Origin of the sequence: Rhizobium sp. CSW-27, assembly GCF_018760785.1 — a bacterium.
Classification (GTDB): domain Bacteria; phylum Pseudomonadota; class Alphaproteobacteria; order Rhizobiales; family Rhizobiaceae; genus Neorhizobium.
Genome location: NZ_JAHHZO010000007.1, coordinates 102089 through 124080 on the forward strand (window position 1 = coordinate 102089; position 21992 = coordinate 124080).

A 21992-nucleotide genomic window follows, 5' to 3' on the forward strand; every position below is an offset into this window, starting at 1 on the left:
AGGGAGCACAGCGACATGAATGACTGGGAGATGCACCTGTTGCGGCGCAGTTTCGAACTGGCCGAGGCGGCGCGGCGGCATGGAAACATGCCGTTCGGCGCCCTGCTGGCGGGGCCGGAGGGCGAGATTCTGATCGAACGGGAAAACGGTTATTATCCCGAGCGGGATGCGACGGCGCATGCCGAGCGGCTGGTGGCCACCGAGGCTTCGAAAGCCTATCCGGAGAGCTATCTTGCCTCCTGCACCCTCTACAGTTCCGCAGAACCCTGCGCCATGTGCGCCGGCGCCATCTACTGGACGGGCATTGGCCGTGTGGTCTACGGCCTCTCGGAAAAGCGGTTGCGGCAGTTGACCGGCGATCATCCCGACAACCCGACGATGGACATGCCCTGTCGCGAAGTTTTCGCCGCCGGACAGAAGGCGATCCATGTCGAAGGGCCTTGCCTCGATGAAGAGGCCGCCGCGATTCACCGGGGAGCCTGGGAGCAGCCGTCATGAGTGCATTCTCCTCGCCCCTTCCGCTGGAGGCTGAGGCCCTGCTGGCTGAAATGCCCGGCTGGGGATCGGAATTCGACCGGACCTTTGCCAATCATGCCCCCATGGTGCTGACGGCGCTGGCCCGGATCGGCGGCAGCCCGCAACAGATGCGCCGCTTCTTCGACCATTACCGCGCCTACAAGAACCTGCGCCCCTTTGCCGTGCCGACGCAGATGCTGGGTGATGATGACTGGCAATCCGCCATCGGGCACCGTGACCGTGAGCCGGATCTTCGCCTCTTCTTCAGCCGTCAGGTGGCGAAACGCGGCATTGACGGTGCCTTGCGGCACTTCCTGCCCATTCTTGCGCCGGGCATCGCGGCGAGTGCCTTTCACGCCCTGATGCGCACCGCCTATGGCGTGTTGCGGGCGAATGATACCGACATTACCGTCGCCCTTGCCTACTGGGCTGCCACCTATCTGGCCCTGCCGCCGGCAACAGGTGCGGCTCCGCTCACCGATGATCCGGCGGATGTGCTGCGGCGGGTGGCCGGTATCGAGGCGCTGCATAACCTTGTTCTCCACGAACTCCTCTGGCAGAACATCCGCGACGCCACGGCAACGGAGGAATTCCGGCCCGTGGTGGACTGGCTCGATATCGGGCCGGATGCGATGGAACGGATGGCCGGCGTTGCCATTCGCGCCTTTGCCGCCACGCAGCATTTTGCGGCCCTGCACGTCGTCACCGGCCTGCACTGGATCCGTCTTGTGGCGCCTTTCTGCGAGCGGCCGACGCTCGACGTGATGCTGCGCGTCTTCTGGCAGGCGATTGCCGCCCTGATACCGGAGATGGGATTTCCGGTCCTTCCGGACGAGCGCATGGTCGACCGGTGGCGCAAGCTCGATGTGCCCGGTTGGGACGATATCCATGCCGCTGCCGCAGCCAGTTTCGACGAGCATGACATCAGCTTCGCCTTCTCGGCCTTCGAGGAGATGAAGGTTTACGGCGATCCGCTCTATCGTGTCGCTGCAGCCAGGCGCCTCGGCCTCATCGGAGATTACCGCAATGAATGAGGATGTGAACACGGCCGGCGCCAACTGCATCATCCAGGCGGGCACGGTACTCACCGGACTTGCCGCAGACGGCCGGATGCAGATGCGTCATGACGTTGCGATCCGCGTGCAGAACGGCATGATCGCGCAGATCGGCCCGATGGAAGCGGTCGGCTATGGCAACGATCATCTGCCGCGCTACGGTTCGCCGGGGATGATCGCCATGCCGGGGCTGGTCAACAGTCATCATCATTTCGGTCTCACGCCGCTGATGATGGGGGTGCCCTTCGTGCCGCTGGAACTGTGGCTGCCGCAGTTCCGGGCGATGCGCTCGGTCGGGCCGCGGCTCGACACGCTCTATTCGGCCATCGAAATGCTGGAAAGCGGCACCACCACCGTGCATCACATTGCAAGCGGGCTCACCGGCTCGCCGGACGACTGGGACAGCGCCACCGATGCCGTGCTCGGCGCCTACCGGGATATCGGCATGCGCGTCGGCTATTCCTTCATGATGCGTGACCGCAACATCCTCGCCTATGAACCGGACAGCGCCGTTCTTGCCCGCTTGCCGGAAGACCTGCAGCAATGGCTGCAGCCGAGGCTGTCTGCGGCGGATGTTCCCACCGCCGATTACATGGCCTTCTTCAAGGCGAGCCGTGACAAATGGCAGGACCGCAACCCGTTGCGGGTCCGGCACCATCTGGCGCCGGCCAACCTTCACTGGTGCAGCGATGACAGCCTGCAGATGATCTTCGAGACGGCGCGATCCTCCGGTGCGAATGTACACATGCATCTCCTGGAGACGAAACGGCAGGCGGCGTTTGCCCGTGCCCATTACGGCCGTTCGGCCGTCGAGCATCTGGCGGCGCTCGGTTGCCTCGGTCCGGAACTGACGATCGGGCATGGCAACTGGGCCTCAGACAGCGATCTCGACCTGATAGCCGATTGCGGCTGCACCCTTTGCCACAATGCCAGCTCGGGGCTCAGGCTCGGCAGCGGCGTCGCGCCTGTCAACGCCATGCGCAAGCGCGGCATTCCCGTTGCGCTGGGGATCGACCAATCCAATCTGGCCGATGATCGCGACATGCTGATCGAGATGAAGCTCGTCTGGGCGCTGCATCGGGGCACCGACCTGTTCAATGACAGGCCGGACGCGGCAGCCGTGCTGCAGATGGCAACAGAACATGGCGCCCGCAGCGCCGGATATGACGGCATGGTGGGGCGTCTGGAGCCAGGGCTGCGCGCCGACATCGTACTGCTGAAGAAGGACAGGCTGGCGCGGCCCTGGCTGCATCCCGACACGCCGCTCAGCGAGGCGATCCTGCATCGCGCGATGAAGGACGCCATTCACCAGGTCTTCGTGGAGGGGCACAGGCTGGTGGACGATGGACGCGTCATCTCCATTGATCGCGATGGCGTGATGCAGGAGATTGCCGAACGGCTGGCCGGGCCTGAAAGCGCTGCGGAGCGGGAGGCAAGGGCGATGATCGACCGGCTGATGCCATATCTGGAGCAGATGCATCGGGACAATCCGCTCTGAAGGCAAAAGTCTATCTAAGGCAGAGGTGGCGCTCCGGGCGGTGGAAACCTCGCCCGATGAAGCGTTCCGGCGTCTTCGGCCTCCGAACCGGCTCCGTCCCGTCGCCTGCCGATCTCAATCAGATCCGGTGCCGCGGGACGAGAGGATCCAGCGCGATCCGGCCGCTGCCGTACACGACGAGGGCCAATGCCATGGCCGCCCAGGGAAGATGGAAATTGGCCCAGCCATCCGGAATGGTCAGCTGGATGACGGCCGTCATCGCCAGCAGGCCAAGGGCCGCATAGCGCGTGAACAGGCCGAGCACCAGCAGAACGGGAAGCACGAGTTCGGCGATCCCCGCTGCCGCCGCCATGGTCAGCGGCAGGGGATAGGGAAATTCGCCGCCGAACAGGTGCAGCCTGAATTCCTCTTCGAACAGATATCTGGCGCCGTTCGAGAGCGTCAGGAACCCATCCCATTTGGTAAGCCCCGAATTGAAGAACGGGATCGCGAGGGCGATACGCAGGGCCAGCAGCGGCAGCGATGGCGGAATGGCGGCAAGCAGGCCTTCGGCGCGGTCATGAAGCTGCACGAGTGCTGCGCCGCGCCTGCGGGAGGAGGCGATGTCGGTGGTCATGAAACTTCCCCTTCCAGAGGTTCGAAGGCGCTGAAGGCGCCAAGTGTGGTCAGGCCGATCAGCGCCGACCCGAAATCGAAATCTGCAGCCACGGCAAACGCAGCCTCTGCGGCCTCGCCGAGGGCGGCGCCACGAAGCAAGCAGGCGAGGAATTCAGCATCGCCTTCCGGCAGGATCCGGATCTCCACCTGCATTTGCGGCCTGACGATGAGAACCGCTTCCGCCCGCCATTCGCCGACCGGCACCACCGTCTCGCCCTGATGGACGCTCCAGATGGAGCCCGCCGGGAAATCCGAACGCACCAGCCGGGTCGAAGGGTGTGGTGTCACCGCCAGATCGGCGATGCGTTCGGGCGCAATGGCGGCAAGCTGCGCGACTTCGAGCGGCGGGCCGTCTGCCGCATGATAGGCCTGGCTCCAGGCAACCTCGATCCGCGCCACGTCGGCCAGATAGGCGACGGAGGCTGCCGGCGGAAATGCCGCGATGAAGGCGGGGAAATCGTCGCCGTAATGCATGATCAGCGGCGAGGCCGGCTTGTGGTCGGCCGCATAGGCGCGCGCCATGCCGGTGAAGAAGTCAGGCCCGACCAGCCGCTGCGTGACGGGGAAACGCTGCGCAAGCGCCGTCGTCAGGCTGAAATGGACATTGTTGCGATAGACGGCGAAGCGCAGGGGATCGGCTGTGCCGCGCGCAGTCGTGATGCCGTGCGGCAGCGGCAGGTCCGGATGGAGAAGGGCGGCCGCAAAGGCGTTCTGGCTGTCCTGGAAGGTCATGGTCATGCGGCCCGCGTGACACTGCGGCGCGGGGCCGCAGCGGACAGCATGGCATCCGCGCGAACCGCCTCGGCGTGAAGCGTGGCAAAATCCGGCACGTCATTGTCCCACTCGATCAGGGTCGGCAGGGGGCCGCTCAGTGAGAGGGTATGCCGGAAAAGTTCCACGACATCGGGTCTCACGGCGCTGCCATGGGCATCGATCAGCAGCCGGTCGCCGGCGCCATCGAACGTCTCGTCATAGCCGGCCAGATGGATTTCCCCCACCCGTTCGATCGGAAAGCGGTCGATATAGGCAACCGGATCGAGACGGTGGTTGACGGCCGAAACCATGACATTGTTGACATCGAGCAGCAGCCCGCAGCCGGTTCGGCTGGCGACGGCCGCGAGGAAGTCGATCTCGTCGATGGTGCTTTCGGAAAACAGCAGATAGGTCGAGGGATTTTCGAGCAGCATCCGCCGGCCAAGCCATTGCTGGGTCTCATCGACATGGTCGATGACCCGCGCCAGGGTTTCCGCCGTATAGGGCAGGGGCAGAAGGTCGTTGAGGAAACCGCTATCGTGGGTCGACCAGGCCAGATGCTCGGAAAAGCTCTGCGGCCGGTAGCGGTCCACCAGCATGCGAAGCCGTTTGAGGTGCTCCCTGTCGAGCGGTCGCGCGGCGCCGATCGACAGACCGACGCCATGCAGCGACAGGGGATAGAGATCCGCGACCGCCTCGAGATAGCGATGCGGCGGCCCGCCGGCACCCATGTAGTTTTCGGCATGCACTTCGAAGAAGCCGACATCCGGCCGGTCGGCGAGAATGGTCGCGTAATGTTCCGGCTTCAGGCCAAGGCCGGCGCGTTGCGGCAGGGCTGCGGTGCGATCTTTCGACATGGACATTGGCGTTTCCCCGAGGGTCGTGGATGAGACGGAGACCCGGCAGGCCGGGCCTCCGATCGAGGTTCAGCTCTTCACGGGTGCCAGCATGCCCTTGTGGCCGTTGACGTTCATCGAGGTGCAGGTGCCGGCCGGCACGGCCTTCCAGGCATTGCCCTGGTAATCCATGGTCGAGGTGCCTGCGCAGGTGGTGCCGGGGCCGGCTGCGCAATCATTCTGACCCTTCAGGGCAATGCCATAGCATTTCTCGTTGCCGGCCATCTTTTCCGGGGCGAGGGGTGCCGCGAAGGCGGTGGATGCGATGGCACTGGCGAGCGAGCCGGCAAGCGCGAGCGTAAGCGTGGAACGGTTCATGGATGATCTCCTCTTTGACGTCCGCAGGCCGGTTGTCGGCTGCGTATCTACGTCTTCGTTCCGGCATTCCTCCTGTTACGGCCGGCGGCAAACACGAGTTCGTGAGCGGCTTTCGTGGGTGATTGGACAAGATCCCGGCCGGCGCGTAACAATCTGGCCGGTCTGCACGAACAGGAGACATGCGTTGAGCGGCCAGGACGAAGAAGAGCTCGCCATGTTGCTGCAGGCCGCGATCGCCGGAGACGAGAAGGCCTATGCCGCGTTTCTGAGGCGAACCGGGGCTCTCGTGCGGGGCTTTGCCCGACGCAGGATCATCGACGGTAGCCTCGATCCGGAGGATATCGTGCAGGAAACGCTTCTGGCGATCCATACCAAGCGGCATACCTGGAGGAGTGATGCGCCTGTTCTGCCGTGGGTTTTCGCGATTGCGCGCTTCAAGCTGATCGACGCCTTTCGCAAGCGCGGGCGCCGCGTGGAAATCGAAATCGACGATATCATCGACACCGTTGCCCAGCAGGAAACGGAGAGGGTGAGCGAACGCGACATGCGCCGGGTGATCGACGCGCTGACGCCGGGCCAGCGGTCGGTGGTTGCGGCAATCTCCATCGAGGGCCATTCGATCGGAGAGACGGCCGCGAAATACAACATGACGGAAACGGCGGTGCGGGTGACGCTGCATCGGGGACTGCGCGCAATCGCGAAGAAATTTGGACGGAGCTGACATGCAGACCGAAGACCTGATCAATGCGCTGAAGGCGGATAATGCGCGACAGCCTATGTCCCTCGGTCGCACCTGGCGGGTGGCCCTGGCGGGGGCGACGCTTGCCGCCGCCGTCGTGTTCTGGCTTTCGCTCGGTCTGCGCCCGGATTTTCTTGCGGCGGCCCATACCGCGCGTTTCCTGTTCAAGTTCGTGGCGACGCTCATGCTGGCATCGGCCGCCTTCGAACTGGTGCGGGCGCTGTCGCGGCCTGGCTCGAATGTTGTGCGGCCGGCACTGTTCCTGGCCGCAGCGCCTGTCGTCCTTGCTCTTGCCGTCTTAGCGGAACTCGTCGCCGTGCCCTCCGACCAGTGGCGCACGGTCTGGTGGGGCACAAACATCTCCACCTGCCTGACCTTCATTCCGGTGATCGGGCTTGCGCCGCTGGCTGTGTTTCTCCTTGCACTTCGTCACGGGGCGCCCACCCGCCCGGCGGTTGCCGGCGCCGTGGCCGGACTGCTTGCCGGCGGCCTGTCCGCAACCTTCTATGCCGCGCACTGCCCGGACGATTCTCCGCTCTTCGTTGCCACCTGGTATTCCATTGCGATTGCAGGCCTTGCCTTGCTTGGCGCGATCCTCGGCCCCCGGGTGGCGCGCTGGTGAGCAGGGTCGCTTGCTCTCATCGGCCCGCCGAAGCAGGCGGTGAATGAGATATCCGGGCGGCGGGCGTTCTGCGCTCCGCCGCCCGGATGTCCGGCGCCTAGAACCGTGCGTCGATATCGACGATATCGATCAGCTTGTGGTTGACGAATTCCTTGAGGCCGAGCCCCAGCAATTCGCGGCCGTAACCGGAGCGCCGGATGCCACCGAAGGGCAGGTCCGCCTCCACCTTCGTCGGATGATTGACGAAGACCATGCCGGTCGAAATCCGCTTGGCAACCTCGAAGCCGCGTTTCTCATCGGTCGTGAACACCGAGCCGCCGAGCCCGAAGGGCGAATCATTGGCGATGCGCACCGCATCGTCCTCGTCCTTCGCCCGAAACAGCATCGAGACCGGGCCGAAGAATTCCCAATGGCGGGCGGGATTTTCGTCGCCAAGCTCGGTCAGGATCGTCGGCTGCACGAAAGCGCCCTGATTGGGAACCGGCGGACCAACCTCTTCCGCCTTGGCGCCAAGGGCAACCGCCTTGCGGATCTGCTCCTTGATTTCGTCGGCCGCCTTCTGCGAGGAAAGCGGCGCCAGCGTGGTGTTCGGATCGAAGGGGTCACCCGCGACCAGCCCGGCGACGCCCTTGCGGTAGCCGTCGAGGAAGGCGTCATAGACCGCGTCGACGACGATCATGCGCTTGGAGGAGACGCAGACCTGACCGCCGTTCCAGTGGCGGCCGAACACCGCCCAGTCGATGGTCTTCTGCAGATCGGCATCGGCCAGCACCACGAAGGCATCGGCGCCGCCGAGTTCCATCGTCGATTTCTTCAGCGCCCTGCCGGCTTCGGCCGCCACCAGCGCGCCGGCGCCTTCGGAGCCGGTCAGGGCCACCCCATGCACGCGCGGATCGTTGATGATCCGGTTGACCTGGTCGCGCGTCGCATAGAGGTTCTTGAAGCAACCTTCCGGCAGGCCGGCCTCCGCCATCAGTTTCTCGAAGGCAGCGGCACTTTGCGGCACGTTGGAGGCGTGCTTGAGGATCAGCGTATTGCCGGCCGAAAGCTGCGGTGCGAGGATGCGGGCAATCTGGTAATAGGGGAAGTTCCAGGGCTCGATGGCCAGCAGAACGCCGAGCGGCTCGCAGACGAGAACCGCCTTGCCCTCCGCCGGATCCAGCACCGGCAGCGTCTCGGGTGTGAGCAGCGCTTCGGCGTGACGGACGTAGTATTCGAAGATCCGGGCGGACAACTGCACTTCGGCCTTGGCCTCGCTGAACAGCTTGCCCATTTCCAGCGTCAGCAGCTTGGCATAGGCATCGCAGTCGCGGCGCAAAAGATCAGCGGCATTCTGCAGAATGCGGCCGCGTTCCGCAAAGCTCGTCTGCCGCCAGGCGTGGAAGGCTGAATCCGCCTGGTCGAGAGCAGCGGACACCTCCGCATCCGTCGCATCCGCGAAGGTTGCCAGCGTTTCTCCGGTATAGGGCGAGATCGTTGCATAGGACATTTCGGTTCTCCATTTTCAACACTGTTGGGGTAAGGGGGCGTCGATCAGGCGCCGAGATCTTTGACGGACTGAACCATCTGCGTGAGGACTGCCTGCGCATCGCCGTAGACCATCGCGCAGTTGTCGCCGAAGAAGAGCAGGTTCTCGACACCCGAGTAGCCTTTGCCCTGGCCGCGCTTGACGACATAGACCTGGCGGGCCTGGTCGGCGTTGAGGATGGGCATGCCGTAGATGGGGGAGGATTTGTCGGTGCGAGCGGCGGGGTTCACCACGTCATTGGCGCCGATGACGAGGGCCACGTCCGTATTGGCGAAATCACTGTTGATGTCGTCCATGTCGTAGATGACGTCATAAGGCACCCCGGCTTCGGCCAGCAGCACGTTCATGTGGCCGGGCATGCGTCCCGCAACCGGATGAATGGCGAACTTGACGTCGACGCCTGCGGCCTGCAGCAATTTCACGAATTCGTAGAGCTTCTGCTGCGCCTGTGCCACGGCAAGCCCGTAGCCGGGGATGATGATGACGCTCGAGGCATAGCGCATGGCGATGGCGGCATCGCCGGCGCTGGAGGATTTCATCTCGCCCTGCGGACCCGCGCCGCCTTGCACGGCAGCGTCTCCGAAGTTCGAGAACAGCACGTTTGCCAGCGAACGGTTCATTGCCTTGGCCATCAGCACGGTCAGCGACGTACCGGCCGAACCGACGACCATGCCGGCAATCATCAGGGCCGGGTTCTGGAGCGCATAGCCTTCCAGTCCGACGGCAAGGCCGGTGAAGGCGTTGTAGAGCGAAATGACCACCGGCATGTCGGCGCCGCCGATCGGCAGCGTCATCATCACGCCAAAGCCAAGGGCTGCGGCAAAGAACAGGATGGCGAGCGGAAGGCCGGCTGCCGTGCCCGGGGTCACGATCAGGCCGAGGCCGAGCAGGAGCGCCGTCAGGAAGACGAGACCGTTGACGACGCGCTGGCCGGCAAACCGCCAGGGCTTGTCGATCTTTCCGTCAAGCTTCGCCCAGGCGATGATCGAGCCGGTGAGCGAAACCGAGCCGATCAGCGCGCCGATGGCGGTGACCGCCCGGATAAGGCTCGTATCGGCTTGCGCGCCAAAGATCGAAACTGCGGCGATGGCGGCTGCCGCACCGCCGCCCATGCCGTTATAGAGCGCGACCATCTGCGGCATTTCCGTCATGCCGACCTTGCTGCCGCGCCACCAGGCCCAGCCGCTGCCGAGAGCGAGTGCTGCGATCGCCAGCGCGATGTTGGTCTCCAGCCGTGCATTGCCGCTCTGGAGCAGTTCGGCAACGGTGAGGAAGCTTGCGGCGATTGCCAGAAGCATGCCGACGCCTGCCACGACGATGCCGGACAGGGCCGTCGTCGGAGACGACATGCGCTTCAGGCCGAAGATGAAGAGAACTGCGGCGGCAAGGCCGCTCAGCCCCATGATATGCTGCGCAACCATGTCACTTGCCCTTCTCGTCGCTCGTTTTGAACATGGCGAGCATCCGGTCCGTCACGACATAGCCGCCGGCCGCATTGGCCGCGCCGAGGATGACCCCGAGAAAGCCGAGGATCTCAGCAGAAAGGCTTGTCGCGCTCAGCAGCGCATGCAGCGCGCCGACCACCACGATGCCGTGGATGAAGTTCGACCCCGACATCAGGGGCGTGTGGAGGATGGACGGAACCCGGCTGATGACCTCGTAGCCGGTGAATGCCGCCAGCATGAAGATGTAAAGCGCGATCAGCCAGGTCATGGATGTATCGATCGTCATTGCACTGCCCCTTCCTTGGTTGACGCAGCGTCTTCGATGGCTTTGCGCGCTGCTGCGTTGCGAATTTCGCCCGCGTGACTGACAAGGGTTGCGGCAATCACCTCGTCCTCGAGATCGAGGGTGAGGGCGCCGTCCTTGACGATGAGCATCAGGAGATTGAGGAGGTTCTTGGCGTAAAGCTCGCTGGCGTGGCGGGCGATCGCCGAGGGAACGTTGAGCGGCCCGACAATGGTCGCCGGTCCGACCGTCACGGTTTCACCCGGCCGGGTTCCTTCACAGTTTCCGCCGCTTTCGGCGCCGAGATCGATGATCACCGCACCCGGCTTCATGGCCGCCACCTGATCGGCGGCAATCAGGATCGGTGCCCGCTTGCCGGGCACGGCCGCCGTGGTGATGATCATGTCTGCATCGGCGATGTGGCGTGACAGCACCTGGCGGACCTGTGCCTGTTCCTCTGCCGTCAGTTCGCGGGCATAGCCGCCCTGGCCACGCGCATCGATGCCGGTATCGACGAATTTTGCGCCGAGCGACTGTGCCTGCTCCGCCGTTTCCGGCCGCACGTCATAGCCTTCGGTGATCGCCCCCAGGCGATGCGCCGTCGCAAGCGCCGAGAGCCCCGCGACGCCGAGCCCCATCACCAGAACCTTGGCTGCCCGAAGCGAACCGACGGCGGTCGTCATCATCGGCAGGATGCACGGCATGTGGACGGCGCCCAGGAGCGGCGCATAGTAGCCGGCAAGGGCCGCCTGGCTGGACAGGGCGTCCATCGACTGCGCCCGGCTGATGCGGGGAATGAGTTCCATGGCAAGCGCCGTGATCCCCCGTTCCTTCAGCGCCGTGACAAGGCCCGGATTTGCCGCGCCGTACAGGAAGGATACCAGCAGGGCACCCGGTTTCATCGCCGCAATCTGATCCGCCGTCGGCGGCTGGACGGCAAGCACAATATCGGCGTCGGCCAGAAGCGTCTGGGCGGCGGAAGAGATGGAAACCTGCTTGTAAACCTCGTCGGCAAAGGTTGCCGCAGTTCCCGCGCCGCTTTCCATCGCAAGCGTCGCACCAAGACGCGTTACGCGCGGCACCACTTCTGGTACCATTGCAACGCGTTTTTCACCTATTTTGCGTTCCTTAAGGATTGCTATGTTGATCGCCATGCCTCGGCTCCACAATAATCCGGCCTCACCTTTGCGGTGCGGCAGCGGGGTCAGTAGAGCGCTTTCGCCGAGGCTCTCATTGAGGGAGATCAATCGATATTCAGATATCGTTTGATATTTGAATTTTGCGGCACGGGGGGTGCATGAGCACGACGGGACGAAAAAGGCTGAGCCGGCTGGAATCGCAGATCCAGACGCGTGAGCGGCTGATAGAGGCAGCGCGCGGACTGTTTCTGGTGCGCGGTTTCAGCGGCACGTCGCTGCGGGAAATCGCCGAGGAAGCCGGCTATTCACAGGGGGCGTTCTACTCGAACTTCCCGTCGAAGGAGGCCGTCCTGCTTGAACTCCTGACACGGCAGATTGCCCTGCAGGACGATCATCTGGCCGTCATCGTCGACAAGGAGGGATGTTCCGCCGACGAGATCCTGGCAGAAATCGAAGCCTGGCTGCAGGAACTCGTCAAGGACAGGGACCTGTCCATCCTGTCGATCGAATTTCAGTTGCATGCGCTGAGAAGTCAGACTTTCGCCGAAAGCTATGCGCGGGTCTGGCAGGAGCATCTGCAGCGGGGCGCGGTGCTGCTCACCCGTCTGTTCGAGCGCTTCGGCAAGGCCCTTCCGGCGCCGCCGGACCAGCTGGTGGCCGGCATCATGGCGATGTCGAACGGCCTGCTGGTGCAGGAAAGCGTCATGCCCACCCACAGGATCGCAACCACCGTCACCCTGTTCGTGCGGGCCGTCATCCATGCCGGCGCCGAACGCGCCTGAAGGGTGATGCCTGGCAGCAAGAGGCGGTTGTTCCGGCTCACGCAAAAGGTCGCTCCGCAACAGGGGAGCGGCAAAAGTCGGGCGCCCGGTCAATCCGCCATCCGGCAGGCGCCCGGCATCTCCATCGGAACAACGGGAATTTTGTCGACATGTTTTAACGCGTCTGCCCTTCGTCCTTGTTCCCGGCCCGGTGGCCGGAACGCCGCTGATCTTGCAGAAGGAAAGATCGATGCCCCGCGACGCGAAAGCGGGAAATATTTCCGGATCAGAGCCTCTCCTTCGTCATGGAAGGCAGGAGGGTCAAATGAAGGAAACGGCATCGTGAGTGGTCTTCTGAAGCGCTTTGCGGCCTACTATCGTCCGCATTGCGGCCTGTTTGCGCTCGATTTCTCCTCCGCTGTCGCCGCCGGGCTGCTGGAACTGGCCTTTCCCGTGGCGGTGACGCTGTTCATCGACAGGCTGCTGCCGACGAACCGGCTGGGCCTCATCGCGCTCGCATCACTCGGCCTGCTCCTCATCTATATCGCCAATGCCGGCCTGCAGGTCATCGTCACCTATTGGGGGCATATGCTCGGCCTGAAGATCGAGACGGAGATGCGCCGCAAGGCCTTCGATCATCTGCAAAAGCTCTCCTTCGGCTTTTTCGACAACCAGAAGACCGGGCATCTGGTGGCGCGGCTGACCAAGGATCTGGAAGAGATCGGCGAGGTGGCCCATCACGGTCCGGAGGATCTGTTCATCGCCATCATGACGCTGATCGGCGCACTGGCCCTGATGCTGTGGGTGCATGTGCCGCTGGCGCTGTTGACGGCCATCATCGTGCCGGTCACGGCGATCCTGACCGCCGTCTACGGCCAGCGCATGACGGCAACCTGGCATGCGCTGTATGGCCGGGTGGGCGAGTTCAACGCCCGTATCGAGGAAAATGTCGGCGGCATCCGTGTGGTGCAGGCCTTTGCCAATGAAGATCACGAACGAAAACTGTTTGCCGAGAATAACGGCAATTATCTCACCACCAAGCTGGAAGCCTACAAGGTGATGGCGGCGTCGATGTCGCTGTCCTACCTGTCGATGCGTTTCGTGCAGGTTGTGGTAATGCTGGCCGGTGCCTGGTTCGTGGTGCGGGGGGAACTTTCCGCCGGTGGCTTCGTCGGCTTCCTGCTGCTGGTCGGCGTGTTCTTCCGCCCGATCGAGAAGATCAACTCGATCATCGAAACCTATCCCAAGGGTCTGGCCGGGTTCCAGCGCTATTGCCAGTTTCTCGATACAAGGCCGGATATTGCCGATCGCGAGGGTGCAAAAGCCGTCGCGCGGCTGAAGGGGGATATCGAGTACCGCGACGTGCAGTTTGGCTACAGCCCGCAAAAGCCGGTGTTCCAAGGGTTGAGCCTTTCGATCAGGGCAGGCGAAACCATCGCCTTTGTCGGCCCGTCGGGGGCGGGCAAGACGACGATCTGCTCGCTGCTGCCGCGCTTTTACGATGTGACGGGCGGGTCGATTGCGATCGACGGCATCGACATTCGCGACATGACGCTGAAGTCGCTGCGCTCTCACATCGGCATTGTTGCCCAGGATGTGTTCCTGTTTGCCGGCACCATCCGCGAGAACATCGCCTATGGCCGCCTGGGTGCCACGGAAGCGGAGATCGTGGAGGCGGCGCGGCGCGCAAGGCTGGACACGGTGATCGCAGCACTTCCCTCCGGTCTCGACACGGTGATCGGCGAGCGCGGCGTCAAGCTTTCGGGCGGGCAGAAGCAGCGGCTGGCCATTGCCCGCATCTTCCTCAAGAACCCGCGGATCCTGATCCTCGACGAGGCGACCTCGGCGCTGGACACCGAGACGGAACGCGCCATCCAGCAATCGCTGGCAGACCTTTCGCGAGGCCGCACCACGCTGGTCATCGCCCACCGGCTTGCGACGATCGCCAGTGCAGACCGCATTCTGGTCGTGGAAGACGGCCATATCGTCGAGCAGGGCGGCCATGCCGAGCTTCTGGCGCGCAAGGACGGACGTTACCGGATGCTGCATGCGGCTGAGGGCGTCCATCGTTTCACCGTCCTGGACGGGCTGAAGCCGTGCGACGCACCGCTTGCCGGCGCATGAACGCATGATAAGGGAGAAAGACCGATGCGCCTGACCCGTCAATGTGAGATTGCATTCGCGATCCTTGCCACCTGTGCCGGCTCCCCGACGAGGGTGATGACGACCCTTCAGGTGGCGAAGGCGTCCGTCACGACGAAGGATCATGCTGCCCAGGTGGTCAGCTTGCTGGCGCGGGAAGGTTTCCTGCGCACCGAGCGCGGTCGTGGCGGCGGCATTACCCTTGCCCTGCCGGCGGCCGACATTCTGCTGGGCGACGTCCTGCGCCGGGTTCAACCCGATCTCGTGCAGCGTGCCGGTCAGGGCGATATCTTCGGGCACGGCGTCACGCATCACGTCACACCGGCCTTTGCGATCATCCTGTTTGCAGCGGAAGCCGCCTTCCTGACCTTCATGGATCGCTTTTCCGTCGCAGACCTTGTCGGTGAAGCCGCAATTCAACGGTTTGCCTGCCTCGACTGTCGCCTGCTCGATCCGGTTCTGCGAAAACGCAACGAGGTTGCCGCACGGACCGCCCTGCCGGGCAATCCGGAGCCGCTGGCAGCCCCCTTGCCAGACAGGCCCTGCGCCGGCGTGTCGTGACCGCCGGCGCAGGGCCTGTCTGGCACGGTCTGCGGGCGCCTCAGAAATCCAGGGGACGGTTGTCGACCACTTCCTTCATCACGAAGAAGGTGCGGGTCTGGCGTACACCCGGCAGCCCGATCAGCTGCTGTCCGTGAATGCGGTTGAAATCGGCCATGTCGCCGACGCGGATCTTCAGGAAATAATCGAAATCTCCTGCCACCAGATGGCAATCAAGCACGAAGCTGAGACTTGCCGCCGCCGCTTCGAAATCGGCGAAACTTTCGGGCGTGGAACGGTCGAGGACCACGCCCACCATGACCAGCGCGCCACGATCCACCTTTTGCGGATTGACCAGTGCCCGGACCCCGCTGAGGTAGCCCTCGCGGAACAGGCGCTGTGTGCGGCGGTGGCAGGTGGCGGGGCTGACCGCCACCATTTCCGCCAGATCCGCGTTGGAAATGCGCCCGTCCTTCTGCAGCAGCCGCAGGATTTTCATGTCGATCCGGTCGAGGTTTTCGACGTTGATGTTTTCGCTCATTTCAGTCATCAATAGCGATAGATTTCTTCATAAAATGCCGGTTTTTGGATAAAAACACGAGTTTTTGTGCCAAACTTAGAGAGGACCTCTCATCCCGTTTCTGTCTAGCATGCTGTCAACTGAAACCCCAGAGGAACATCGCATGCTGGAAGAATTCGAACGCTATCCCCTCACTTTCGGTCCGACGCATATCGAGAAGCTCGATCGCCTTTCCGAACATCTCGGCGGGAAGGTAGAGCTTTACGCCAAGCGCGAAGACTGCAATTCGGGGCTGGCCTATGGTGGCAACAAGCTGCGCAAGCTGGAATACATCATTCCGGACGCCATCAAGTCGAATGCCGATACGCTCGTCTCCATCGGTGGCGTGCAGTCCAACCACACGCGCATGATCGCCGCCGTTGCCGCCAAGATCGGCTTCAAGTGCCGTCTGGTGCAGGAGGCCTGGGTGCCGCATGAGGACGCCGTCTATGACCGCGTCGGCAACATCATGCTGTCGCGCATCATGGGTGCCGACGTGCAGATGGTTGACGACGGTTTCGACATCGGCATCCGCAAGAGCTGGGAAGACGCCATCGAGGACGTGAAGGCCAAGGGCGGAAAACCCTATCCGATCCCGGCTGGCGCTTCCGTGCATAAATATGGTGGCCTCGGCTATGTCGGCTTTGCCGAGGAAGTCCGCGCCCAGGAGGCCGAACTCGGCTTCAAGTTCGACTATATCGTCGTCTGCACGGTCACCGGCTCCACCCATGCCGGCATGACGGTGGGCTTTGCCAAGGACGGCCGCGCCCAGCGCGTCATCGGCATCGATGCTTCCTTCACGCCCGCCCAGACCAGGGCGCAGGTGCTGGAAATCGCAAAGCGGACCGCCGACCTCGTCAAACTCGGCCGCGAGATCACCGAGGAAGATGTCGTCCTGGTGGAAGACTATGCCTATCCGGTTTACGGCGTTCCCTCGGAAGAAACCAAGGAAGCCATCCGCCTGGTCGCCCGCCTCGAAGGCATGATTACCGATCCGGTCTATGAGGGCAAATCCATGCAGGGCATGATCGACCTCGTGAAGAAGGGCTATTTCCCGAAGGGCTCGAAGGTCCTCTACGCCCATCTCGGCGGTGCGCCGGCCTTGAACGGCTACGGCTACGCCTTCCGCAATGGCTGATACGTGACGAACGGCCGGGCTTGATGCCCGGCCGTTTCGCTTCAAGCCCTCAACATGCCTCACCGCCCTGTGGAGCCCGCCATGATCGACCGCCCCCATGCTTTTCTGAAACGCCTGGAGCAGCAGGCTCTCTGGCTTGCCTGCTACACGATCCACAACGCCAACCACCTGCGCGACAAGGATGAGGTGAAGGTGGGCGGACATCAGGCGTCCTCGGCCTCGCTCGTCTCGATCATGACGGCGCTTTATTTCCACACGCTGCGGGCCGAGGACCGCGTGGCCGTCAAGCCGCATGCCGGGCCCGTCTTTCACGCCATTCAATACATCATGGGCAACCAGACCCGTGACAAACTGGAGAATTTTCGCGGCCTTGGCGGTGCCCAGTCCTATCCGAGCCGCACCAAGGACATTGACGACGTGGATTTCTCCACCGGCTCTGTGGGCCTCGGTGTCGCCATCACCGCCTTTGCCGCGATGATCCAGGATTACGTGGCCGCCAAGGTCTGGGGCAAGGCCATTCCGCAGGGGCGGATGATCGCGCTTGCGGGTGATGCCGAGCTGGACGAAGGCAATATCTACGAATGCCTGCAGGAGGGTTGGAAGCACGACCTTCGCAACACCTGGTGGATCATCGATTACAACCGCCAGAGCCTCGACGGCGTGGTGCGTGAAACGCTGTGGCAGCGGATCGAAAGCATTTTCAAAGCCTTCGGCTGGGAGGTGGTGATCCTGAAATATGGCAGCCTGCAGAAGGCAGCCTTTTCCGAACCGGGTGGAGAGGCCTTGCGCGCCTGGATCGATGCCTGCCCGAACCAGCTTTATTCCGCCCTGACCTTTCAGGGTGGCGCCGCCTGGCGCAGGCGCCTGATGGATGATCTGGGCGATCAGGGGCCGGTGAGCGATCTGCTGGCACGACGCAGTGACGACGAACTCGCCGATCTCATGAACAATCTTGGCGGCCACTGCCTCGAAAGCCTGACGGACGCCTTCGACAGCATCGATCATGACAGGCCGACGGTGTTTCTTGCCTATACGATCAAGGGTTGGGGCACGCCGCTGGCCGGCCACAAGGACAACCATGCCGGCCTGATGACGAAGGAGCAGATGACCGAGTTCCAGCAGCGGATAGGCGTCGCCCCGGGCGAGGAATGGGCGCCCCTGTCAATCGCAGGCAACGGGCCGGAGATGCGCGACTTCCTGAAGGAGGTGCCGTTTTTCCGCAAAGGTCCGCGCCGTTACCAGGGCAGGCGGATTTCGACGCCCGGCCCGGTCAGGCTGGAGGATCGCCTGCTCTCCACCCAGGCGGGGTTCGGCAAGATCCTCGACGGGCTCGCCAAATCGCGCCATCCGCTCGCCGACCGGATCGTGACGACTGCGCCGGATGTGACCGTCTCGACCAATCTCGGCCCCTGGGTTAACAGCCGCGGCCTGTTCGGCAGGGCGCATCAGGCCGACACTTTCCGGGATGAACGTATTCCCTCGACGCAGAAATGGCATTTTGCGCCGGAGGGGCAGCATATCGAACTCGGCATTGCCGAAATGAACCTCTTCCTGCTGCTGGCGGCCGCCGGTCTTTCGCATTCGCTGTTCGGCGAACGCCTGCTGCCGATCGGCACGGTCTACGATCCCTTCATCGCCCGTGGACTGGATGCGCTGAACTATGCCTGTTACCAGGATGCCCGTTTCATGATCGTCGGCACGCCTTCCGGCATTACGCTTGCCCCGGAAGGCGGCGCGCATCAGTCGATCGGCACGCCGCTGATCGGCATGAGCCAGGATGGGCTCGCCAGCTTCGAGCCCGCCTTTCTGGATGAGCTTTCCACCATAATGGACTGGTCCTTCGACTATATGCAGCGCGATGGCGAAGGCATGCCGGACGAGAAGACCTGGCTGCGCGACGAGACCGGCGGTTCTGTCTATCTGCGGTTGACCACGCGGCCGCTGGAACAGCCGAATTGGCGCGACAGCGACAGGTTCCGCAGCGAGGTAATTTCCGGCGGCTACTGGCTGCGCCCGCCCGGGCCGAATGCGGAGGTCGTGCTGGTCTATCAGGGATGCATCGCGCCCGAGGTCATCAAGGCCGCCGGTCTGATCGGCGAGGCGAGGCGTGATATCGGTGTTCTCGCCGTCACATCCGCCGACCGGTTGAACGCCGGATGGACCGCCGCACAGCGGGCTCGCGCCCGTGGTCATGCCGGGGCAAAATCCCATGTGGAGCAGTTGATCGGCGACCTGCCGGCGCATTGCACGCTGGTGACCGTGATCGACGGGCATCCGGCAACGCTTGCCTGGCTCGGCGGCGTTGCGGGCCACAGGACGGTGCCGCTGGGCGTCGAGCACTTCGGCCAGACGGGCCGGGTGGCGGATCTCTATCGTCATTTCGGCATCGATACGCAGTCGATCGTCAAGCTGGCCTCGCGCCTGTCCAGCGGCAAGCTGGTGTCGGATCTGCTGCTGTTTCCATAAATCCGGTTCGCGCGCTGACCACCGCAAGGTCTGCGCGCGCTAAACCGACCAATCCGGGAAGAAGCCGGGCGAAGCAGCAATCGGCGGGTATGCGGCCAGTCTGTCGAGATCGACAGATGGCGCGGCAAAATCGGTATCGTCGGCAAGGATCGCCTCGATTTCGGCGGCGACCTTCAATGTGCCAAGATCGTCGTGACGCCGCCCGATGATCTGCAGGCCGAACGGCATGCCTGTCTCGTCGCGCCCGACCGGGATGGTGATGGAGGGGTGGCCGGACAAGGTCGAGGCATAGGCCATGGCGAGCCAGTGGTAATAGCTCTTCGTTGCCTCGCCATCGATCTCTGCCGGATAAAGCTCGTGCCAGTCGCGCGGCGATATGGTGACGGCGGGGCAGAGAATGACGTCGCACTCTTCGAAGAAAACCTGCCAGTCGCGATAGTAGCGCCCCTGCGCGGCCATGGCATCGTAGATATCCTGCGGGCTGAAGCTCAAGCCCTCCGCCACATTGGCGGTGACATTGGGGCCGACCTTTTCCGGCGCCATCTCAAGGTATTTTCCATGGCCGATGAAGGCGAGGCCGCGCAGCACGGAAAAAATCCGGTCGGCATCATCGCACTGAGGATGGCGCTCCTCGACCCTGCCGAGATGCGGCAACAGCCGCGCCATCACCCGGCGGAAAGCTCGCCGAACAATGTTTTCCGTCGGCGCGAAACCAAAATCTTCGGTGATGGCGATGTGCTGGTCCAGAAGGTTCACCCGGCCCGGCGTGGCGAATGCCGCCGGATCCCAGGGCGTGCGTCGATCCACCACCGTCGTGAACGGGTCGAGCCGGTCCGGCCTTGCCATGACGGAGAGCATCAGGCCGACATCGGCCACGTTGCGTGCCATGGGGCCGCTGGTGGAAAGATGCAGCAGCGACAGCGCCCGCGTATCGCCGGGCACCACGCCGGGCGAGGGACGAAAGCCGACGACACCACAAAAAGCCGCCGGATTGCGCAGGCTTCCGCCGGTATCCGATCCGGTGCCAAGCGGTGCCATGCGTGCGGCAAGCAGCGCGGCAGAGCCGCCGGAGGAGCCGGCGGCACTTTTTGTCGGATCATGCGGATTGCCGGTTGCGCCATAGACGCGGTTGATCGTGTTGCCGCCCGCGCTCCAGTCCGGATTGTTGGTCTTGCCGAGCGGAATGGCGCCGGCCCGGCGCATGGCCGCGACAATGGCGTCGTCCTTGGTGGCGATGTTGTCGCGGAAGATCTCCGAGCCGAAGGTGGTCGGCAGGCCGGTGACATCGATCATGTCCTTGACGCCGAAGGGCAGGCCATGCAGCACGCCCAGCCGCTCGCCTTCCATCACCTGCCGTTCCGCCCGCTTCGCCTCGTCAAGAACGCGATCGAAATCCTGCGCGACGACGGCATTGATTGCCGGGTTCAGCTGCTCGATGCGGGCGATACAGGCCTCGGCCAGTTCCACCGGCGACAATTGCCGCCGGGCAATCCGGCGGGCGGCATCATGGGCTGAGAGGTCTGCGGGGTGGCTCGCGTCGCGCATGGCAACTCCTCGATTATTTCAACCGCTGCGCATTCTCTGCAATATCGAGAAAAAGCGCCGTCATGATGCGCATCCCCTCTTCTGCAATCGGCACCAGCGCGTGTTCGTTCGGGCCATGCTGGCCGCATTCGGCATGCGAATGCGGGATCCAGATGGTCGGCAGGCCGAGGATATCGGTAAAGGCATCATTGGGCAGCGAGCCCGCCAGATTGGGCAGCACATGCGGTGCCTTGCCGCAAGTACGGGCAATCGACTGCTCGACGAAGCGCACCCACGGGTGATCCGGCGAAAAGCGGGTGGCCTTGAAAGGTTCGCCTTTCGAGGCCCGGACCTCCACCATCGGGTAGCCGTGGGCGTCCAGATGGCGGCGAAGTGCCGGCAGGATTTCGGCCATATCCGTGCCGACGACAAAGCGCAGCTGGCATGTGGCGCGGGCTGACCCGGAAATGGCGTTCTGCGGTGCCTCGATATTGCCGGCCGAAATGGCCAGAACTGCGAGCGAATTCCACCCGAAGACGCGTTCGGACGGCGTCAGTTCCACTTCCCCCCAATCGGCGTCATGCCGGCGCGGCGGCAGATCCTTGAGCGCCGCCCGGATTTCCGGCGTCAGGCTTGTCGGACGCCATTCCGGTATCTGGATCTGGCCGCGACGATCGACGATGCAGGCGATGGCATGCGAGAGCAGGATGACCGGATCTGCCAGCAGGCCGCCGAAATTGCCGGAATGGTGGTCGCCGTCGCGCAGATTCACCACCAGATCGAAAGACAGACCGCCGCGCGACCCCATGAACATGGTCGGCGTATCCACTGCAAGGCGCGGTCCGTCGGAGGCAATCAGCACGTCTGCCGAAAGCGCCTGCTTCTTTGTCTCAAAGAACTCGCGCAGACCGAACGATCCCGTCTCCTCGGCCATCTCGATGATGATCTTGGCGTTGAAGCCGAGATGACCCTTGGCCCGGATCACCTGTTGAAGCGCCTTGATGTTGATGAGGTGCTGGATCTTGTTGTCGGCCGTGCCGCGTCCGAAGAGCCTGTCGCCCTCGACCGTCAGCACGAATGGCTCGAGCCCCTCGCGCCAGCGATGCGCCTCGCCATTGCAGACATCGCCATGACCATAGATCAGCACGGTCGGCAGCATTTCATTCTCCATGCGCGTGCCGATCAGCAGCGGGGCGCCGCCTGGCCGCGGATTGTCGAAGATCGCGCAGGAAAAGCCGATTGCCGCCAGCATCGGCTGCATCTCCGCCTCAAGGTAGGCAAGAAGATCCTCCGGCCGCCCTTCCGACTGGCTCACGGAGCGATGCGCGACCAGCCGCGCCAGATCGGTGGCAAGCCCTCCGCCCGTCACATAGGCCGAGGCCTCCTCCAGTATCGTCTGCCGTTCCATGCTTG

21 protein-coding genes are annotated in these 21992 nt (G+C 63.6%); 10 read left to right on the forward strand and 11 right to left on the reverse strand.

The annotated features are described in order from the left end of the window. Nucleotides 1–15 precede the first annotated feature (15 nt). The 3 genes from KLP42_RS14980 to KLP42_RS14990 are packed head-to-tail and all read left to right on the forward strand — an operon-like array spanning nt 16 to nt 3069. Complete coding sequence (locus tag KLP42_RS14980) at nt 16–498, forward strand: nucleoside deaminase (protein ID WP_252193014.1); 483 nt, start codon at nt 16–18, stop codon at nt 496–498. Beyond that, nucleotides 495–1550 carry a questin oxidase family protein gene (locus KLP42_RS14985; RefSeq protein ID WP_252193015.1) on the forward strand — a complete coding sequence of 352 codons (1056 nt, stop codon included), beginning with the start codon at nt 495–497 and terminating at the stop codon, nt 1548–1550. The genes KLP42_RS14980 and KLP42_RS14985 overlap by 4 nt, the downstream gene beginning before the upstream one ends. Next, on the forward strand, nt 1543–3069 hold the full coding sequence (locus KLP42_RS14990; RefSeq protein WP_215567552.1) for an amidohydrolase family protein: 1527 nt from the start codon (nt 1543–1545) through the stop codon (nt 3067–3069). Before KLP42_RS14985 ends, KLP42_RS14990 begins: the two co-directional genes overlap by 8 nt. A 118-nt stretch (nt 3070–3187) precedes the next feature. On the opposite strand, the gene KLP42_RS14995 is transcribed toward KLP42_RS14990, so the two are convergent. From KLP42_RS14995 to KLP42_RS15010, 4 genes are all read right to left on the reverse strand, one after another. Further along, complete coding sequence (locus tag KLP42_RS14995; protein ID WP_215567553.1) at nt 3188–3685, reverse strand: DoxX family protein; 498 nt, start codon at nt 3683–3685, stop codon at nt 3188–3190. Beyond that, nucleotides 3682–4464 carry an HvfC/BufC family peptide modification chaperone gene (locus tag KLP42_RS15000; RefSeq protein ID WP_215567554.1) on the reverse strand — a complete coding sequence of 261 codons (783 nt, stop codon included), beginning with the start codon at nt 4462–4464 and terminating at the stop codon, nt 3682–3684. The genes KLP42_RS14995 and KLP42_RS15000 overlap by 4 nt, the downstream gene beginning before the upstream one ends. Then, nucleotides 4461–5342, reverse strand: coding sequence for an MNIO family bufferin maturase (gene bufB, locus KLP42_RS15005; RefSeq protein WP_215567555.1), 882 nt, complete (start codon nt 5340–5342; stop codon nt 4461–4463). The genes KLP42_RS15000 and bufB overlap by 4 nt, the downstream gene beginning before the upstream one ends. Before the next feature lie 63 nt (nt 5343–5405). After that, complete coding sequence (locus KLP42_RS15010) at nt 5406–5693, reverse strand: BufA1 family periplasmic bufferin-type metallophore (protein WP_215567556.1); 288 nt, start codon at nt 5691–5693, stop codon at nt 5406–5408. Between the two features lie 184 nt (nt 5694–5877). Here KLP42_RS15010 and KLP42_RS15015 point away from each other — a divergent pair, with 184 nt between their 5' ends. Further along, a complete protein-coding gene (locus KLP42_RS15015) occupies nt 5878–6414 on the forward strand; it encodes a sigma-70 family RNA polymerase sigma factor (RefSeq protein WP_215567557.1) in 537 nt (178 codons plus the stop codon). Between the two features lies 1 nt (nt 6415). After that, on the forward strand, nt 6416–7054 hold the full coding sequence (locus tag KLP42_RS15020; RefSeq protein WP_215567558.1) for an NrsF family protein: 639 nt from the start codon (nt 6416–6418) through the stop codon (nt 7052–7054). A gap of 97 nt (nt 7055–7151) precedes the next feature. Here KLP42_RS15020 and KLP42_RS15025 read toward each other — a convergent pair whose 3' ends face one another. Genes KLP42_RS15025 through KLP42_RS15040 form a run of 4 tightly spaced genes read right to left on the reverse strand, consistent with a single transcriptional unit; the run spans nt 7152 to nt 11464 of the window. Then, nucleotides 7152–8543: an NAD-dependent succinate-semialdehyde dehydrogenase gene (locus KLP42_RS15025; protein ID WP_215567559.1), complete on the reverse strand. Its 1392-nt coding sequence runs from the start codon at nt 8541–8543 to the stop codon at nt 7152–7154. A gap of 44 nt (nt 8544–8587) precedes the next feature. Further along, nucleotides 8588–10003 carry an NAD(P)(+) transhydrogenase (Re/Si-specific) subunit beta gene (locus tag KLP42_RS15030; protein ID WP_215567560.1) on the reverse strand — a complete coding sequence of 472 codons (1416 nt, stop codon included), beginning with the start codon at nt 10001–10003 and terminating at the stop codon, nt 8588–8590. A 1-nt stretch (nt 10004) separates the two neighbouring features. Further along, nucleotides 10005–10313 carry an NAD(P) transhydrogenase subunit alpha part 2 gene (locus KLP42_RS15035; RefSeq protein ID WP_215567561.1) on the reverse strand — a complete coding sequence of 103 codons (309 nt, stop codon included), beginning with the start codon at nt 10311–10313 and terminating at the stop codon, nt 10005–10007. After that, the gene (locus tag KLP42_RS15040; protein ID WP_215567562.1) at nt 10310–11464 is read right to left on the reverse strand and encodes an NAD(P) transhydrogenase subunit alpha; all 1155 of its coding nucleotides are present in this window, start codon (nt 11462–11464) and stop codon (nt 10310–10312) included. Before KLP42_RS15040 ends, KLP42_RS15035 begins: the two co-directional genes overlap by 4 nt. A gap of 143 nt (nt 11465–11607) precedes the next feature. Here KLP42_RS15040 and KLP42_RS15045 point away from each other — a divergent pair, with 143 nt between their 5' ends. The 3 genes from KLP42_RS15045 (at nt 11608) to KLP42_RS15055 (ending at nt 14913) form a co-directional block, all read left to right on the forward strand. Beyond that, nucleotides 11608–12231, forward strand: a complete 624-nt coding sequence (locus tag KLP42_RS15045; RefSeq protein ID WP_215567563.1) for a TetR/AcrR family transcriptional regulator — start codon at nt 11608–11610, stop codon at nt 12229–12231. Nucleotides 12232–12552: 321 nt separating this feature from the next. Continuing rightward, on the forward strand, nt 12553–14334 hold the full coding sequence (locus KLP42_RS15050) for an ABC transporter ATP-binding protein (RefSeq protein ID WP_215567564.1): 1782 nt from the start codon (nt 12553–12555) through the stop codon (nt 14332–14334). Between the two features lie 24 nt (nt 14335–14358). Beyond that, nucleotides 14359–14913, forward strand: a complete 555-nt coding sequence (locus KLP42_RS15055; protein ID WP_215567565.1) for an RrF2 family transcriptional regulator — start codon at nt 14359–14361, stop codon at nt 14911–14913. A 40-nt stretch (nt 14914–14953) separates the two neighbouring features. On the opposite strand, the gene KLP42_RS15060 is transcribed toward KLP42_RS15055, so the two are convergent. Further along, nucleotides 14954–15433: an Lrp/AsnC family transcriptional regulator gene (locus tag KLP42_RS15060; protein WP_215567566.1), complete on the reverse strand. Its 480-nt coding sequence runs from the start codon at nt 15431–15433 to the stop codon at nt 14954–14956. Nucleotides 15434–15575: 142 nt separating this feature from the next. Between KLP42_RS15060 and KLP42_RS15065 the strand changes: the two genes are divergently transcribed. Then, a complete protein-coding gene (locus KLP42_RS15065; RefSeq protein ID WP_215567567.1) occupies nt 15576–16589 on the forward strand; it encodes a 1-aminocyclopropane-1-carboxylate deaminase in 1014 nt (337 codons plus the stop codon). Nucleotides 16590–16670: 81 nt separating this feature from the next. Then, nucleotides 16671–19055, forward strand: a complete 2385-nt coding sequence (locus tag KLP42_RS15070; RefSeq protein ID WP_215567568.1) for a thiamine pyrophosphate-binding protein — start codon at nt 16671–16673, stop codon at nt 19053–19055. A gap of 39 nt (nt 19056–19094) precedes the next feature. On the opposite strand, the gene KLP42_RS15075 is transcribed toward KLP42_RS15070, so the two are convergent. Together KLP42_RS15075 and KLP42_RS15080 are read right to left on the reverse strand one after the other, a co-directional pair. After that, nucleotides 19095–20600, reverse strand: coding sequence for an amidase (locus KLP42_RS15075; protein WP_215567569.1), 1506 nt, complete (start codon nt 20598–20600; stop codon nt 19095–19097). A gap of 13 nt (nt 20601–20613) precedes the next feature. Next, a complete protein-coding gene (locus KLP42_RS15080) occupies nt 20614–21987 on the reverse strand; it encodes a M20 family metallopeptidase (protein WP_215567570.1) in 1374 nt (457 codons plus the stop codon). Nucleotides 21988–21992 lie beyond the last annotated feature (5 nt).